The sequence below is a fragment of the Pantoea sp. Seng genome, assembly GCF_009829935.1.
Classification (GTDB): domain Bacteria; phylum Pseudomonadota; class Gammaproteobacteria; order Enterobacterales; family Enterobacteriaceae; genus Pantoea; species Pantoea communis.
The window spans coordinates 147,560-161,654 of the sequence record NZ_SZZV01000003.1 but is presented as its reverse complement, the minus strand read 5'-3'; the positions used below and the strand labels follow the sequence as shown (position 1 = coordinate 161,654).

Sequence of the window (14,095 nt, the reverse complement as noted above, 5' to 3'; positions counted from 1 at the left end):
AGTTCAAACTTTAACCAACAGGTCTTTCACAAACCAGGCCAGCACAGCCAGAATAGCGGGCACCATAATCGACCAGGTGAGTCGGTCATTCAGCTTTTCAAATTTCACATTGAGCTTTTCAAACCTCTCATCGATCCTGACAAACTTCTTCTCAAATTTTTCATCCATGCGTTCAAACTTCACATCGATGCGTTGTTCCATTTTGTCTAGCTTGTCGTCGATACGCAGTTCCATTTTGTCTAGCTTGTCGTCGATGCGCAGTTCCATTTTGTCCAACTTGTCGTCGATGCGCACTTCCAACTTTTCAAGTTTATCGTCAAAGTGAAACGCCATTTTTCCCAATTTATCATCGAAATGCAGCGCCATTTTTCCCAGTTTATCGTCGAAACTCAGCGCCATTGTCCCTAGTTTATCGTCGAAATGCCGCGCCATCCCTCCCAACTTATCGTCGAAATTCAGCGCCATTGTCCCTAGTTTATCGTCGAAATGCCGCGCCATTCCCCCCAGCTTATCGTCAAAGTGCAGCGCCATCTTTTCGAACTTACCATCGGTACGCTTTTCCGACTTTCCCATTTCTCCCAGCAATTCGGTACGCAGCGTGCCGATATCGGCCTTGGTCGCAAAATTCTCGGATCGCGCGGTCAGGACGGCAACATCCTGTTGAATTTGATGCGTAGTTTTTTCCAGCAATCCGACTCGTTGAGTTAATTCTTCCATTTTTGAATCTCCGATATTCCTGACGACATAGATAAGTGGTGGAAGAAACGGGGCAGTACGCATGGCGTATTCCATTACAAACCTCCAGAGAGTCCCGGCTATCTCTTCACCTTGCAGCGTAGTGAAACAGATTCGAGCCGCTTAAACATTCCACAAACCCGCCATTCGCGGCAAAAAAGTTCAGGCAGGCATCAATACGTCGCGCAGGTTAAAACTGGCAGAGAAATAACAAAAGCAGTCACAGTGAGGGATTGCGAGAGATGGCACATAAAATATTGGTGGGGATGAAACAGAAAACACGGAAGCCCGATCGGGCTTCCGGAAACCAAAACTTAAGCGCTCAGCCAGCCCAGTTTGATGACGAACAGAATCGAGAGAATCACCAGTGCAGCATTGATCTCTTTCGTACGACCACTCAGCAGTTTTACCACGGTCCAGGTAATGAAACCGAAGGCGATACCGTTGGCGATGGAGTAAGTCAAAGGCATGGTCAGCGCGGTGACGGTCACTGGCGCAGCCGTGGTGATGTCTTTCCAGTCAATTTCGGCCAAACCAGAGGCCATCAACACCGCCACAAACAGTAATGCTGGTGCGGTAGCGTAAACCGGAACACTACCCGCCAGCGGCGAGAAGAACAGGCTCAGCAGGAAAAGTACAGCAACCACAATCGCCGTTAAACCAGTACGACCACCGGCACTGACACCCGCAGCAGATTCAACATAACTGGTGGTCGTTGAGGTACCCAGCAGTGAACCAAACAGCGCAGCCGCACTGTCAGCGATTAACGCACAGCCCATTTTCGGCACATTGCCCTGCTCATCCGCCAGTCCCGCACGCTTGGTCACGCCCAGCAGCGTACCGGTGTTATCGAACACATCCACAAACAGGAAGGCAAAGATAACGCTCACCAGACCCACGTTAAACGCACCGGCGATATCCAGTTGCATAAAGGTGGGTGCAATAGAAGGGGGTGCTGAGAACACGCCACCAAATGGCGTCAGACCAATGCCCATCGAGATAAAGGTCACGACCAGGATGCCGATCAACACTGCGCCGGTCACGCGACGCGCTTCCAGTGCCACAATGATGAAGAAGCCTAACAGTGCCAGCAGCGGACCCGGTTTGGTCAGATCGCCCAGGCCAACCAGTGTTGCCGGGTTATCCACCACGATGCCCGCGCCTTCCAGCGCAATCAGTGCCAGGAACAAGCCGATACCGGCAGCGATACCCGCGCGCAGAGGCAGCGGAATACTGGCAATAATCCACTCACGAATTTTGAAAATTGACAGCGCAAAGAAGATCACCGCTGACAGGAACACCGCGCCGAGTGCGATCTGCCAGGTGTAGCCCATGTGCAGCACAACGGTATAAGTGAAGAAAGCATTGAGCCCCATGCCCGGTGCAAGCGCGATGGGATAGTTGGCGATCAGCCCCATCAGCACACAGCCAATTGCCGCCGCTAAGCAGGTCGCCACAAAGACCGCACCTTTATCCATGCCGGTCGCACCGAGAATGCTCGGGTTAACAAACAGAATGTAGGCCATGGCCAGGAAGGTAGTGATACCCGCAATGATTTCGGTGCGCACGGTGGTGTTGTGCGCTTTAAGTTTGAAGAGTTTTTCTAACATCATCATCTCTCATGAGCGGAGACGGCACGGGTGCACGTTCTCTCTTGCCAATGTGGTTAACAAACTAATTATTGTATTGATGAAAGCGACACACGCTGGACCCAAGGCAGACACACCTTCCGCTTTCCCCTGTCCACATAGCAATAGCTATGCCATCACCGTACGCAATCGTTTACGTTTCAAAATGCGGTTGCGGTTAGGATAATTCTGAACCCGAACAGGGCGCGATTATGGTGCATTGCACCATGGCTGCGCAATCGTTTTCCCTTCTACTGCCTTCCAGAGGAAAAAGATTGCGGCAACGCACGCTTTCGCACACTGCTCAGCGATGGCGCTCACGTTTCTGCAGCACAGGACAGCAGCTCAAAAACATCGGGTTACACTGCTTTTAACCCTTTCGCAACATAAGAGACAGCGCAATGAAGCCCGCGATTTTGGTCGTTGATGATGATCGTGCCGTGTGTGAATTGCTGCACGATGTATTGAGTGAACATGTGTTTACCGTCTACAGCTGCCATCAGGGCAAAGATGCCCTTGCGCTGCTCAGCCTGCATCCCGAGATCTCCCTGGTGATGCTGGACATGATGCTACCGGACACCAACGGCTTACTGGTGCTGCAACAGATGCAGCGGCAGCGGCCGGACCTGTTGGTCATCATGCTGACCGGGATGGGGTCGGAAGCAGATATGGTGGTGGGATTAGAGATGGGTGCGGATGATTACATCGCCAAACCCTTTAATCCTCGGGTGGTTGTCGCGCGTGCACGTGCAGCACTGCGCCGCTGTGGACGTCTGACACAAGCTGATGCACAGCAGGATGAAGGATGGCAATTCAATGGCTGGCGGCTGGATGATGCGCGTTGTCAGCTGTTTAATCCTCAGCGCGAAAGTGTCGCCCTCACTCAAGGCGAATATACCCTGTTGCGCGCCCTGGTGGGTCACGCACGCAAAGTGCTGACGCGCGATCAGCTGCTGGAACTGACTCACAATGAGAGTCTTGAGGTGTTCGACCGCACCATAGACGTGCTCATCATGCGACTGCGGCGGAAAATCGAAGCCAATCCACACCAACCCAGCCTTATCCGCACCATCCGTGGCCTCGGTTACGTATTTTCCGCTGATGTATTGCGTCCGGCTTCAGCCGCGCGTGAAACACAGATTGCCTGATTCATCCAGCGCTGCATCTCGGCCAATGGCCGCGTGCCGTCCAGCGCATTCGCTGCATGCAAATTGAAACAAGCGCAGGTATGTGCCAGCTTCAATGTCTCCAGCAGGGGCCAACCTTCATGACTGGCATATAACACCCCAGCACAAAACGCATCTCCCGCCCCAACGCTGCCGACAATCTCTTCTGGTTTCAGGCACCACGCCGGCTGCCACCCTGCTTCACCCCTGCTCTCTTGTCCCCAGGCACCTTCAGGGGCATGGATCACCACGCGTTGGCGCACGCCCTGTTCCAGTAACCAGGCGGCGGCCTCGGCAAACGCGCTGGGTGCTGCCAGCCCCGAAGCGCTGCGCAGCGTCACGCCAGTGAGTGACTGCGCCTCCAGTTCATTAATCACCAGATAATCGAGCCAGCGTAACGCCGGCACCACCAACGGGCGATACTCCCCGGTTCGCGACACCAAATCCAGCGAAGTGAGGTAACCCCGTTGCTGCATTTGTGCCAGCAGATGCGCGCTGCGCGTACCAAAAATCTCATCAGACTGGTCGAGACTATCCAGCAACAACAAATAGCCGAGATGAAATATACGATGTGAAGTGACAACTTCAGCAAAATGGGGCAAATCCAGTTCGGCATTGGCGCCGCGGGCATGGAAAAAAGTGCGTTGACCATCGGGCGTGGTCATCACTTGTGTCATCGCCGTGCTAACATTGCGCGTGCGTTGTACAAACTGACGATCAATCTGATGATCGTCCAGCAACTGCACGATGTAATCACCGTCACTGTCCCCGCCCACCATGCCGACACCGGCCAGCGGCAAATTGACCTGCATGCGCGCCAGGGTGAACAGCACATTCAGTGCAGCGCCTCCGCTGCACTTCTCACTGTGGGTGATCTCCGCTAACCAGCCTTGTTCTGGCCAATGCGTGATACGTTGTACATGATCCACCAGCATACTGCCCGCACCGAGAATACCGTTGCGTTGCACCATGTCAGGCCCTCCCGGCGCTGCCAAACACCTGCATCTGCTGCGCCACCACATTGGCAATATCGTGTTCTACCGCCATCAGCAGTTCAGCAAACGAGTCGTAGCGCGCATCACGCTGAGTAATTTGCTTTTCTATCGCGCCTAGTGCGGCTTGTGACATGCCGGTATAGAAATTGATTTTATGAATGCCCAAACTGATGGCGTGGCGGAAATCGGCATCACTGATCCCTGAACCGCCATGCAGCACCAAAGGAATGCCTGCCGCCGAGCGAATTGCCGCCAGACGCTCAAAGTCGAGCTTCGGCTCACCTTTGTATTTGCCGTGCGCGTTGCCAATCGCTACGGCCAGACAATCGATCCCGGTTGACTGGACAAACTCCGCCGCCAGAGCAGGATCGGTGAATTTGTTGCTGTCAGCCTCACCAAACAGTGCCCCACCTTCATCGCCGCCCACCGCGCCCAATTCCGCTTCAACCGATACGCCAATGGCGTGGCACATCTTCACCACTTCACGGGTCTGGCGCATATTCTCCTCATAGCTGAGGGTGGAGCCATCAAACATCACCGAAGTAAATCCGAGGCGAATCGCCTGCATTACCGCCTCAAAATGCAAACCATGGTCAAGATTGAGCACCACCGGGATATCATGCAGCGCCGCTTCTGTGCGAATCGCCGCAATCAGATGCTCGAGGCTGACATACTTAAAATGCACTTCCGCGATGTTGATGATAAAAGGCGACCGTTGTTGCTCAGCCGCCTGGAACAGCGCACGCAAAAAATGGGTGTCCAGTACGTTAAATGCGCCGAGCGCGTATTGATGTTGCTGCGCGTGGGCCAGGCCCTGCGCCAGTGAAATCAGTGCCATCGTGAACTCCTTTATGCCAGCCAGCGGTGATATTCGTTGCACAACAGCCAGCGCGGATCTTCATCCTCATCAATCGGATTAAAGCGCGCCAGCGGTGTGAGAAAGACGTTGTCATGCTCGTCATCGTTGGGCATCGAGACTTCGCCAACCAGCACATCGCCATAGCCCTCTTCGCCCCAGAAACTGTGCCAGATACCGGGCAGCAAGGTGACACTCTCGCCCGGGGAAAGACGCAGTTGCGATCCCGCCGCGTGAGTTTGGCGAATGCCATCTAAAGTGACGTTTACCGGTGAGTCATCAAGCCGGTCGCCCGCGCGGTTATGCAGCGTGACGATCAGATTGCCGCCACCGCGATTGATGATGTCTTCCATCTTTTGTGGGTGGTAGTGCATCGGCGTCACCTGCCCTTCCCGCACGTGCATGATTTTTTCAGCGTAAGGTTTTCCCCACGGCTGACCGCCGCGCGAGCCATTGCGCAAGGTAAACAGGGTTAAACCGGTCTGCGAGAAATCATCAGCGCCGAAACTGGTGACATCCCAGCCCAGATGCAGCGCCAGCAGCTCTTCTGCGTGGCGTTTATCCAGCGCACGCCATTGGCTGAGGCCATAGTCGGCCCAGGGCGGCAGGTGCACATCCTGTCGCATAAAGAATTCGCGGGTGAGTTGCAGAATGGCGTTCACTTCGGATCGATGCATAACTCCGCTCCCAATGTGGGCGGCCCAGAGACCGCCTCAAGAAATCAACGTTATTTCACCGTCCAGCCTTTGTAGCTGCTGACAGTATTGCGATCGATCATCGTGACCGGAATCAGCACCGGTTTGTCAGGTGCGGGTTTGCCCTGCAGGATGTCGTAGCCAATCTCCACCGCTTTGGCTGCCATCACCTGCGGGTCTTGCGCTGGGGTGGCGACAAACAGCGAGCCTTTACGTTTCAGGGCTTCTTCGCCGTCTGGCGAACCATCGACGCCGACAATAAAGAACTCACTGCGCTGGGCTTGCTTGGCAGCCAAATCGGCACCAATCGCCGTTGGGTCGTTAATCGCAAACACCGCATCGATCTTCGGATTGGCAGACAGCAGTCCGGTCATCACCTCCAGGCCACCATCGCGACTGCCCTTGGCGTTCTGGTTATAGGAGAGCAGTTTGATATCGGGATGAGTTTTCAGCTCGTTCATACAGCCTTCAACCCGGTTTTGCACCGCTGACACCGGCGGTCCGTTGATGATCACCACGTTGCCTTTATCTTTCAGGCGATCAGAGATGTATTTACAGGCCATCGCACCTGCCTGGGTGTTATCGGAGGTAATGGTGGCATTGGCACCGTCAGCCGCCACGTCGACCGCCACCACCACGATGCCGGCATCACGCGCACGTTTCACCGCGGGAGCGATGCCTTTGGAATCGGCGGCGTTAAGGATGATCATGTCCACTTTGGCGGCGATAAAGTTATCTATCTGCGCCACCTGCTGACCAAGATCGTAACCGCTGGAAACCAGCGTCACATTGACCTTGTCGCCGGCCAGTTCACGCGCCTTCAGCTCAGCACCTTTAGTGATCTGCACGAAGAACGGATTGGCGAGATCGCCGACGGTGACACCAATGGATTTGAGTTCTTTTGCCTGCACCAGTGGCGCACTCAACAACGTCGCCGCCAGCAGTCCGGTCAGAATCGGATTAAAACGCATAGTCGATGTTCTCCTGCTTTTTTGATTATGTTGGCGATCCAGCAGATCGCCGTTGTGTGACAGCCTGTTGCAAGTACACCCTTAACCCACGTGATGACGTGTGCGGTACTTATCGATGAGTACGGCAATGATGATCACAGCGCCCTTAATGACCAACTGCCAGAAGTAAGAAACGCCCATCAGCGTCATGCCGTTGTTCAGCGTGGCGATTATCAGCGCACCAATTAGCGTGCCGGTAATGGTGCCGATACCGCCGACAAAACTGGTGCCGCCCAGAATCACCGCGGCGATTGCATCTAACTCGTACCCCACACCCAGGTTGCCGTTGGCGCTGTAGAGGCGTGAGGCGCTCATCAATCCGCCTAATCCCGACAACATGCCGCTCATGGCATAGACAAACACCAGCACCATGCCGACCTTGATCCCGGTGAGGCGCGCCGCCTGCACGTTGCCGCCCACGGCGTAGATGTGCACACCCAGGGTGGTACGGCGCAGAATGAACCAGCACAGCGCGATGACGGCAAAGGCAATAATGATCAGCCAGGGGATCGGCCCGAGATAACCGTTGCCTATCCACTCGAAATTGATGTCAGAGTTGATGACGGTAGTGCCATTCGCCAGTAAATACGCCGCCCCGCGCAAGGCGGTATAGGTGCCGAGCGTCACGATAAAGGGCGGTAAGCCAGCCCATGCCACCAACAGTCCGTTGAACAGGCCCATAATCAGCCCTGCGCCGAGCGCCGCCGGGATGGTCAGGCCCGCAAAGGCCGGATCCAGCGACACCACCATCGCCACGACCGCCGTGGTGCCCAGCATCGAGCCCACTGACAGATCGATCCCGCCGGTGAGGATCACAAAGGTCATCCCCGCCGCCAGCACGATATTGATCGAAGCCTGACGGGTAATATTCAGCAGGTTAGCTTCGGTAAAGAAGTTCGGCGCAACAAAACCAAATACCGCCACAATCAGGATCAAAATCGGCAGAATCCCTACCGTTTGCAGCAGGTCGCTCATCAAGGCGCGTTTAAGCGTTGGACTTTTTACGCGTGCAGTTTCACTGGTCATTGCGGTCTCCTCAGGCCTGTACCGGCTGTGCGCCGGTGGCCAGTGTCATAATGTTTTCCTGGCTAATCTCTGCGCCGCTCAGCTCTCCGGCAATACTGCCCTCACGCATCACATACACGCGGTCACTCATCCCGACCACCTCCGGCAGTTCGCTGGAGATCATCAAAATCGCCACGCCCTGTTGCGCCATCTGGTTCATCATGCGGTAGATTTCACTCTTGGCGCCGACGTCCACGCCGCGCGTGGGCTCATCCAGCAGCAGAATGCGTGGTGCAATCGCTACCCAGCGTGAGATCAGCAGTTTCTGTTGATTACCGCCCGATAGCCCCCCGGCCCGTACCTGGGCGTGCGGCACACGAATGTTGAGTGATTCGATGGCATCACCGGCAATCTTTTGCCCTTTACGCCGATTAAGCAGGCCGTAGCTGGCATCGCGTTCCAGCGTCGCCATCACGATGTTTTCCTGTGCGGCCAGTTCCAGGAACAGCCCCTGCTCTTTACGGTTCTCGGTGAGGAAGCCAATACCACGTGCGATGGCATCTCGCGGCGAATGAATTTTGACTTTCTCGCCATCGATCCAGATTTCGCCTCCCCTGGGTTGATGCACGCCAAAAATCAGCTGCGCCAGCTCACTGCGTCCGGCACCGACCAATCCCGCCAATCCGACAATCTCCCCGGCACGCACCGAGAGACTACTGGGATGGACTTTGCGGTTATCGGTCAGGTGATTGACAGCGAGACGGACCTCGCCGAAGGGAATGTTGCGGTCTTTATTGAACAGATCGCTCAGCGGACGGCCAACCATCATGCGCACCAGTTCACTGGCATTAAGCTGATCGCGCGTCAGGCTGCCAACATACTGCCCATCACGCAGCACGCTGACGCGATCCGAAAGCTCATACACTTCGGCCATGCGATGGCTAATGTAAATGATCGCCATGCCTTCGCTGCGCAGGCGTTTAATCAGCGCAAACAGCTGTTCGGTTTCGCGATTGGAGAGTGCTGCCGTGGGTTCATCCATCACCAGAATGCGGCTGTTGCGGTGCAGCGCGCGGGCAATCTCCACCTGCTGCTGCTCAGCGATACTGAGTTTGCTCACCAGATCGTTGGCACTGAATTGGGCACCCAGACGATTAATCACCTGCTGTGCCTCTTCCGCCATCTGCCGCCGTTTCACCAGCCCACCGCGCGTGATCTCGCTGCCGAGAAAGATGTTCTCTGCCACGGTGAGATTAGGTGCCAGATTGATTTCCTGATAAATCAGCGTGATGCCTGCTGCCAGCGCTTCTTTTGGGCCTTTGATGGCGTAGGGTTTACCGTTGATAAGAATTTCCCCGCTGCTGGCGGTATAAGCACCGGCCAGAATCTTCATCAGCGTACTTTTCCCGCCACCGTTTTCGCCCATCAGCGCATGGACTTCACCCGGCCACACGGTCAGATCCACGCCCTTTAACGCGTAGAAACTGCCGAAGCGTCGGGTGATTTCGCGCATTTCTAATATCGGTGTCGCCGCCATCGCCTGACTCCTGCTTTCTGAAGTTGTCGCCGAGTGTTGCAACGCCAGATAAATGGAAAATGTCAGCGGCCATTCATATTTGTCATATTGCGCCCCGGTCACGCTTCTATACTCGCCGGGAGCTGAGAGGTAAGGAGTGACCGCAATGAGTCAGAGTCTGCACTGGCACGCTGGCGCGCGGGGTCGCCTGCTGCTGTTTAACCTGTTAGTGGTGAGTGTCACGCTGGCGGTGAGCCTGGTGGCTATTTTTGGATTTCGCCACGCCGGTCACATTCAGGAGCAGGCACAGGCGCAAACCCTGGCGGATATGAACGGCAGCCTGGCGCTGGCGCGGGATACTGCCAACGTGGCCACCGCCGCCGTACGATTGGCGCAGGTGGTGGGTGCGCTGGAGTATCAAAGCGAGTCGGCTCGTCTGCAGCAGACGCAGCAAGCGTTACAACAATCCCTATCCCTGCTGGCGAACGCGCCTCTGGCCGCACAGCAACCTGAACTGCTGGCGCGCATTCGAGAACGCAGCCAGATGCTGGAACAGAGCATCAATCAGCTGCTTAGGGTTGGCCATCAACGCCACTTACAACGTAATGTGATGCTGAGTGGCCTGTGGCAGGCACAACTCTTGCTGAATCGCATTGATGTGCTCGCCAGCGACGGCGCTTTTTTGCCGCTGCGCCAGCAAACGGATGCCCTGTTAAAGGTGGCAATCCAATCCACTGCGCCACAAGCCGCTGAACAGCAATTACAGCAGGTGCTGCCCATCTGGTCCGCCTTACCGTTACAAGATGCGCTGGCAATGCAGCGTGACCGATTGGTCGACACCGCGCGCAGCCTGCAGCCGGTCGCTGAACAGCTTGAGCAGAGCGATATCGCGATTGCCTACGCGACCTATCGCATCAAAGCGCTGGTGGCGATGCTGAATGGCGACATCACTCATTATGTGCAACTGGTGGCGCAGCAGAGCGATGCGCGCAGCACCTCCACGCATCAGGAACTGGACTCCATCATCGGTTTTATTGGCCTGTTTATGCTACTGGCACTGCTGATCACCGGTTACGCGGGTTACTACATTTATCGCAATCTCGGTTCCAGCCTGACCGCTATCGCCCACGCCATGACGCGTCTGGCCCAGGGCGAGAAAAGCGTCAATGTTCCGGGATTGGCCCGCCGTGATGAGCTCGGCGATCTGGCTCGCGCCTTTAACGTCTTTGCACGCAATACGGCTTCACTGGCCCACACTTCCCGCCTGTTAAAAGAGAAAAGCAATCAGCTGGAATCCACTTTCCTCGCGATGCGCGATGGCTTTGCGCTGTTCGATAACAGTGGGCAACTGGTGGTGTGGAACGCGCAGTACGCCGAGTTACTCGGCATTCCGGCACGCGACCTGCATCGCGGCCTGCATTATCAACGTCTGCTAGAGCGAATGGATGTGCAGCTCACCAGCCTGCAGGATGCGCAGGAAGTTCGCCTGCCCGACGGCCGCACGCTGGAACTGCGCTTTAGCCCGGTGCCACGCCGGGGCATGGTCAATACCGTGCTTGAGCGCACCACACGTAAGGCGCTGGAAGAAGCGCTGCTGCACAGCCAAAAAATGAAAGCGGTGGGCCAACTCACCGGCGGTATCGCCCACGACTTTAACAACCTGCTGGCCGTGATTATTGGCAGTCTGGCCCTCACCGTGGGCCAACTCCCCTCCGGTTCACTGGCCAGTCGCATTGAGCGAGCCCGGCTGGCGGCCGACCGCGCGGCACAGCTTACCCAGCGGCTGCTGGCCTTCTCACGTAAACAGTCGCTTTATCCGCGTGCGGTATCAGTCATTGAGCTGGTCGATAATCTGCACTCACTGTTACAGCATGCACTGTTGCCCGGTCAGCAATTAGTGGTTGATGCGCAACGCCCCGGCTGGCCCGCGTGGATCGATGCCGGGCAACTGGAAAATGCGCTGATGAATCTGGTGGTCAATGCACGCGATGCCATGGAGAAACAGAGCGGAGAAATTCGCCTGCGCATCTGGAATCAGCGAATGCAGGAAGCGGATGGTAAACGCGATCGCGTGACCATTGAAGTTATCGATCACGGCTGCGGCATGTCAGCCGAGGTACGTGAACAGGTGTTTGAGCCATTTTTCACCACCAAAGAGACCGGCAGCGGCAGCGGACTGGGGTTGTCGATGGTATATGGATTTGTGCGTCAATCTGGCGGGCAGATCGAAGTGGAAACCGCCCCCGGCCAGGGTACCACCGTGCGCCTGTTACTGCCTCGCGCACCGGAAGCGGTCCAGCCCGCGCCGACTCTTCCCGAGTTTACGCCGGGTGCCAGCAGTGACCGGCTGGTGTTGGTGCTGGATGATGAACCCGCCGTCAGGCAGACATTGTGTGAGCATCTGCATCAACTCGGCTACCTCACTTTAGAGTGTGGCGATGGCGAATCCGCACTCACGCTGCTGCGGCAGACGCCAGATATTGAGTTGTTGATCAGTGATTTGATGTTACCCGGCGCGTTAAACGGGGCGGATGTGATTCGTCAGGCACAGCAGCAGTGGCCAGAACTGGCCACCCTGCTGATCAGCGGTCAGGATTTGCGCCAGAGCCAGGTCACGCTGCCGCTATGTGAACGGCTGGCGAAGCCCTGGCAGCAGGCACAATTAGCGCAGGCGCTGGAGCGCGCCTGGCAACGCAGTAAACGGCTTAATCGCGCACGGCAGGCTGCCACAGCGGCAACGGTTTCCCCGTGATGTAGCGCTTACGCAGTTTGCTGGAGATCACATCCATGATCATCACCACGCCAACCAACAGGATGGTCAGGAACATCACCACATCCCAGTTCCACAGGCGCATGTTCTCGGCATAAACCAGACCGACACCCCCTGCGCCAACGAAGCCGAGTACCGCCGCCGAACGGGTATTGGATTCAATCTGGTACAGGCTCAATGCCAGGAAGGTCGGGAAGGATTGGGTAAAGATGCCAAAGCGATGTTTCTGCAGACTATTGGCCCCCACCGCACCTAAACCCCGGCTCGGCGAACGCTCAACCGCTTCATGCCCTTCCGCATACAGTTTGCCCAGTAAGCCCACATCCTGTACCACAATCGCCAGCACACCCGCCAGTGGTCCCATGCCAACTGCACGCACAAAGATCAGGCCCCAAATCGCCATATCGACACCGCGCAGGATGTCAAGCAAACGGCGCACCACTAAGGAAATCGGACGGGCAATCGGATCGTGCATCACGTTGCGGGCGGCAAGGAAGGAAACCGGCAGCGCAATAATGGAAGCGGTCAGCGTCCCGGCGAAGACAATCGCCAACGTGATGCCAATCTGGGAGAAATAATAGCCAAATGGCCAGTTCATAAAGTCTTGCCAAACGAACATGCGCAGGAAGTAACGCCCTAGTTGCTCGCAACCGATAATAACTCGGCTCCACTCAATACCGAAAAACTCAAAGAAGAACAGGTAATAGAGCGCGATGGCAAGTGCAACTCCAGCCACGCGGCGTAGATAACGGTTCTGTGCGGCGAACAGTGCAGGATGTTCCTGCTTCAGTTTTGCCACATCCGGTACTAATGCGATCATTTGATATCCCCTTCCACCACGCGACGGCGCAACCAGCCGGATACCGTATCCAGCAGCGACACCACCACAATGATCAGCAGCAGTGTGATGCTCACCTGATCGTAACGATCCAGTTTGATGTTGGTCATCAGCTCCTGACCGATACCGCCCGCCCCCACCAATCCAAGGATGGTAGAAGAACGGAAGTTCACTTCCAGACGCATAAAGCTGTAAGAGAGAAACATTGGTTTCACCTGCGGCCAGAAGGCGAAGCGCATGCGCTGTAATTTGGTCGCTCCACATGCCGCGAGGCCGCGCACCGGTTTGTCTGAAGCGCTTTCAATCGATTCATAAAACAGTTTGGTCAGGCTGCCCACGGTGTGCAGCGCCAGTGCGAGGAAGCCGGGAATCGCCCCAATGCCAAACGCCATCACGAACATCACTGCCCACGCCAGTTCTGGCATGGTGCGCAGGAAAGCGACGAAAGCACGGATCGCGATGCGGACGCTGCGCGGCGTCTGGGTGTTATCAGCTGCGAAAAACGCCAGTACCCCAGCCACCATCACTGCCACAATGGTCGACGACAGCGCCAGCTGCAGGGTTTCCCAGATCAGCGGCAACTGGAAGTGCAGACGGTAGCCCCAATAGGCCAGCGAGCCTTCGGTTTTTCCATCGGAGAACAGCACGGGCAGATGCAACACCGGCACGGTTTCGCCGATGTAATCGAAAAAGTGTGGCAGTGATTGCCAGACGGTGACCAGATTGAATTCCGCCATCTTGCCCGCAGCGAGGTAGAGCGCCACCAACAGCAGCGACCAGAGCACAGTGTCGCGCTTTTGCTGGCGACGAATGCGTTGGTAGTAGTGTTCGAAATCGGTCAAGGGGAATGTCCTGTGGTAGAGGGTGGTGCAGATGTGAAA

12 protein-coding genes are annotated in these 14,095 nt (G+C 56.1%); 2 read left to right on the top strand and 10 right to left on the bottom strand.

What is annotated here, in order from left to right:
* Positions 1-3: 3 nt before the first annotated feature.
* The gene (locus FD737_RS03920; protein WP_160832772.1) at positions 4-792 is read right to left on the bottom strand and encodes a hypothetical protein; all 789 of its coding nucleotides are present in this window, start codon (positions 790-792) and stop codon (positions 4-6) included.
* A 257-nt stretch (positions 793-1,049) separates the two neighbouring features.
* Entirely contained in the window at positions 1,050-2,348 is a 1,299-nt protein-coding gene (locus tag FD737_RS03915; protein ID WP_237448734.1) for an NCS2 family permease, read from the bottom strand.
* Between the two features lie 416 nt (positions 2,349-2,764).
* Here FD737_RS03915 and FD737_RS03910 point away from each other — a divergent pair, with 416 nt between their 5' ends.
* Positions 2,765-3,511, top strand: a complete 747-nt coding sequence (locus FD737_RS03910; RefSeq protein WP_058959928.1) for a response regulator — start codon at positions 2,765-2,767, stop codon at positions 3,509-3,511.
* Here FD737_RS03910 and FD737_RS03905 read toward each other — a convergent pair.
* The 6 genes from FD737_RS03905 to FD737_RS03880 form a co-directional block, all read right to left on the bottom strand.
* The gene (locus tag FD737_RS03905) at positions 3,448-4,500 is read right to left on the bottom strand and encodes a carbohydrate kinase family protein (protein ID WP_160832770.1); all 1,053 of its coding nucleotides are present in this window, start codon (positions 4,498-4,500) and stop codon (positions 3,448-3,450) included. The genes FD737_RS03910 and FD737_RS03905 overlap by 64 nt on opposite strands.
* 1 nt (position 4,501) lies before the next feature.
* On the bottom strand, positions 4,502-5,362 hold the full coding sequence (locus FD737_RS03900) for a ketose 1,6-bisphosphate aldolase (protein WP_160832769.1): 861 nt from the start codon (positions 5,360-5,362) through the stop codon (positions 4,502-4,504).
* An 11-nt stretch (positions 5,363-5,373) separates the two neighbouring features.
* On the bottom strand, positions 5,374-6,057 hold the full coding sequence (locus FD737_RS03895; RefSeq protein WP_160832768.1) for a D-lyxose/D-mannose family sugar isomerase: 684 nt from the start codon (positions 6,055-6,057) through the stop codon (positions 5,374-5,376).
* Between the two features lie 50 nt (positions 6,058-6,107).
* Positions 6,108-7,046, bottom strand: a complete 939-nt coding sequence (locus tag FD737_RS03890) for an ABC transporter substrate-binding protein (protein WP_058962098.1) — start codon at positions 7,044-7,046, stop codon at positions 6,108-6,110.
* An 81-nt stretch (positions 7,047-7,127) separates the two neighbouring features.
* Positions 7,128-8,111 (bottom strand): ribose ABC transporter permease, encoded by a 984-nt coding sequence (locus FD737_RS03885; protein ID WP_097116723.1) that lies wholly within the window; start codon positions 8,109-8,111, stop codon positions 7,128-7,130.
* Between the two features lie 10 nt (positions 8,112-8,121).
* On the bottom strand, positions 8,122-9,627 hold the full coding sequence (locus FD737_RS03880; RefSeq protein WP_160832767.1) for a sugar ABC transporter ATP-binding protein: 1,506 nt from the start codon (positions 9,625-9,627) through the stop codon (positions 8,122-8,124).
* Between the two features lie 145 nt (positions 9,628-9,772).
* Between FD737_RS03880 and FD737_RS03875 the strand changes: the two genes are divergently transcribed.
* The gene (locus tag FD737_RS03875) at positions 9,773-12,358 is read left to right on the top strand and encodes an ATP-binding protein (protein ID WP_160832766.1); all 2,586 of its coding nucleotides are present in this window, start codon (positions 9,773-9,775) and stop codon (positions 12,356-12,358) included.
* On the opposite strand, the gene phnE (FD737_RS03870) is transcribed toward FD737_RS03875, so the two are convergent.
* Both phnE (FD737_RS03870) and phnE (FD737_RS03865) read right to left on the bottom strand, forming a co-directional pair.
* Positions 12,312-13,196 (bottom strand): phosphonate ABC transporter, permease protein PhnE, encoded by an 885-nt coding sequence (gene phnE / locus FD737_RS03870; RefSeq protein WP_097116720.1) that lies wholly within the window; start codon positions 13,194-13,196, stop codon positions 12,312-12,314. The two genes, FD737_RS03875 and phnE (FD737_RS03870), sit on opposite strands and share 47 nt — an antisense overlap.
* Positions 13,193-14,056 (bottom strand): phosphonate ABC transporter, permease protein PhnE, encoded by an 864-nt coding sequence (gene phnE, locus FD737_RS03865; protein ID WP_160832765.1) that lies wholly within the window; start codon positions 14,054-14,056, stop codon positions 13,193-13,195. The genes phnE (FD737_RS03870) and phnE (FD737_RS03865) overlap by 4 nt, the downstream gene beginning before the upstream one ends.
* Positions 14,057-14,095 lie beyond the last annotated feature (39 nt).

What these genes read in the sequence shown, in the direction of transcription:
- FD737_RS03920 (WP_160832772.1), bottom strand. Translation starts at nt 792, where the DNA reads ATGGAATACGCCATGCGTACTGCCCCGTTTCTTCCACCACTTATCTAT.
- FD737_RS03915 (WP_237448734.1), bottom strand. Translation starts at nt 2,348, where the DNA reads ATGATGTTAGAAAAACTCTTCAAACTTAAAGCGCACAACACCACCGTG.
- FD737_RS03910 (WP_058959928.1), top strand. Translation starts at nt 2,765, where the DNA reads ATGAAGCCCGCGATTTTGGTCGTTGATGATGATCGTGCCGTGTGTGAA.
- FD737_RS03905 (WP_160832770.1), bottom strand. Translation starts at nt 4,500, where the DNA reads ATGGTGCAACGCAACGGTATTCTCGGTGCGGGCAGTATGCTGGTGGAT.
- FD737_RS03900 (WP_160832769.1), bottom strand. Translation starts at nt 5,362, where the DNA reads ATGGCACTGATTTCACTGGCGCAGGGCCTGGCCCACGCGCAGCAACAT.
- FD737_RS03895 (WP_160832768.1), bottom strand. Translation starts at nt 6,057, where the DNA reads ATGCATCGATCCGAAGTGAACGCCATTCTGCAACTCACCCGCGAATTC.
- FD737_RS03890 (WP_058962098.1), bottom strand. Translation starts at nt 7,046, where the DNA reads ATGCGTTTTAATCCGATTCTGACCGGACTGCTGGCGGCGACGTTGTTG.
- FD737_RS03885 (WP_097116723.1), bottom strand. Translation starts at nt 8,111, where the DNA reads ATGACCAGTGAAACTGCACGCGTAAAAAGTCCAACGCTTAAACGCGCC.
- FD737_RS03880 (WP_160832767.1), bottom strand. Translation starts at nt 9,627, where the DNA reads ATGGCGGCGACACCGATATTAGAAATGCGCGAAATCACCCGACGCTTC.
- FD737_RS03875 (WP_160832766.1), top strand. Translation starts at nt 9,773, where the DNA reads ATGAGTCAGAGTCTGCACTGGCACGCTGGCGCGCGGGGTCGCCTGCTG.
- phnE (WP_097116720.1), bottom strand. Translation starts at nt 13,196, where the DNA reads ATGATCGCATTAGTACCGGATGTGGCAAAACTGAAGCAGGAACATCCT.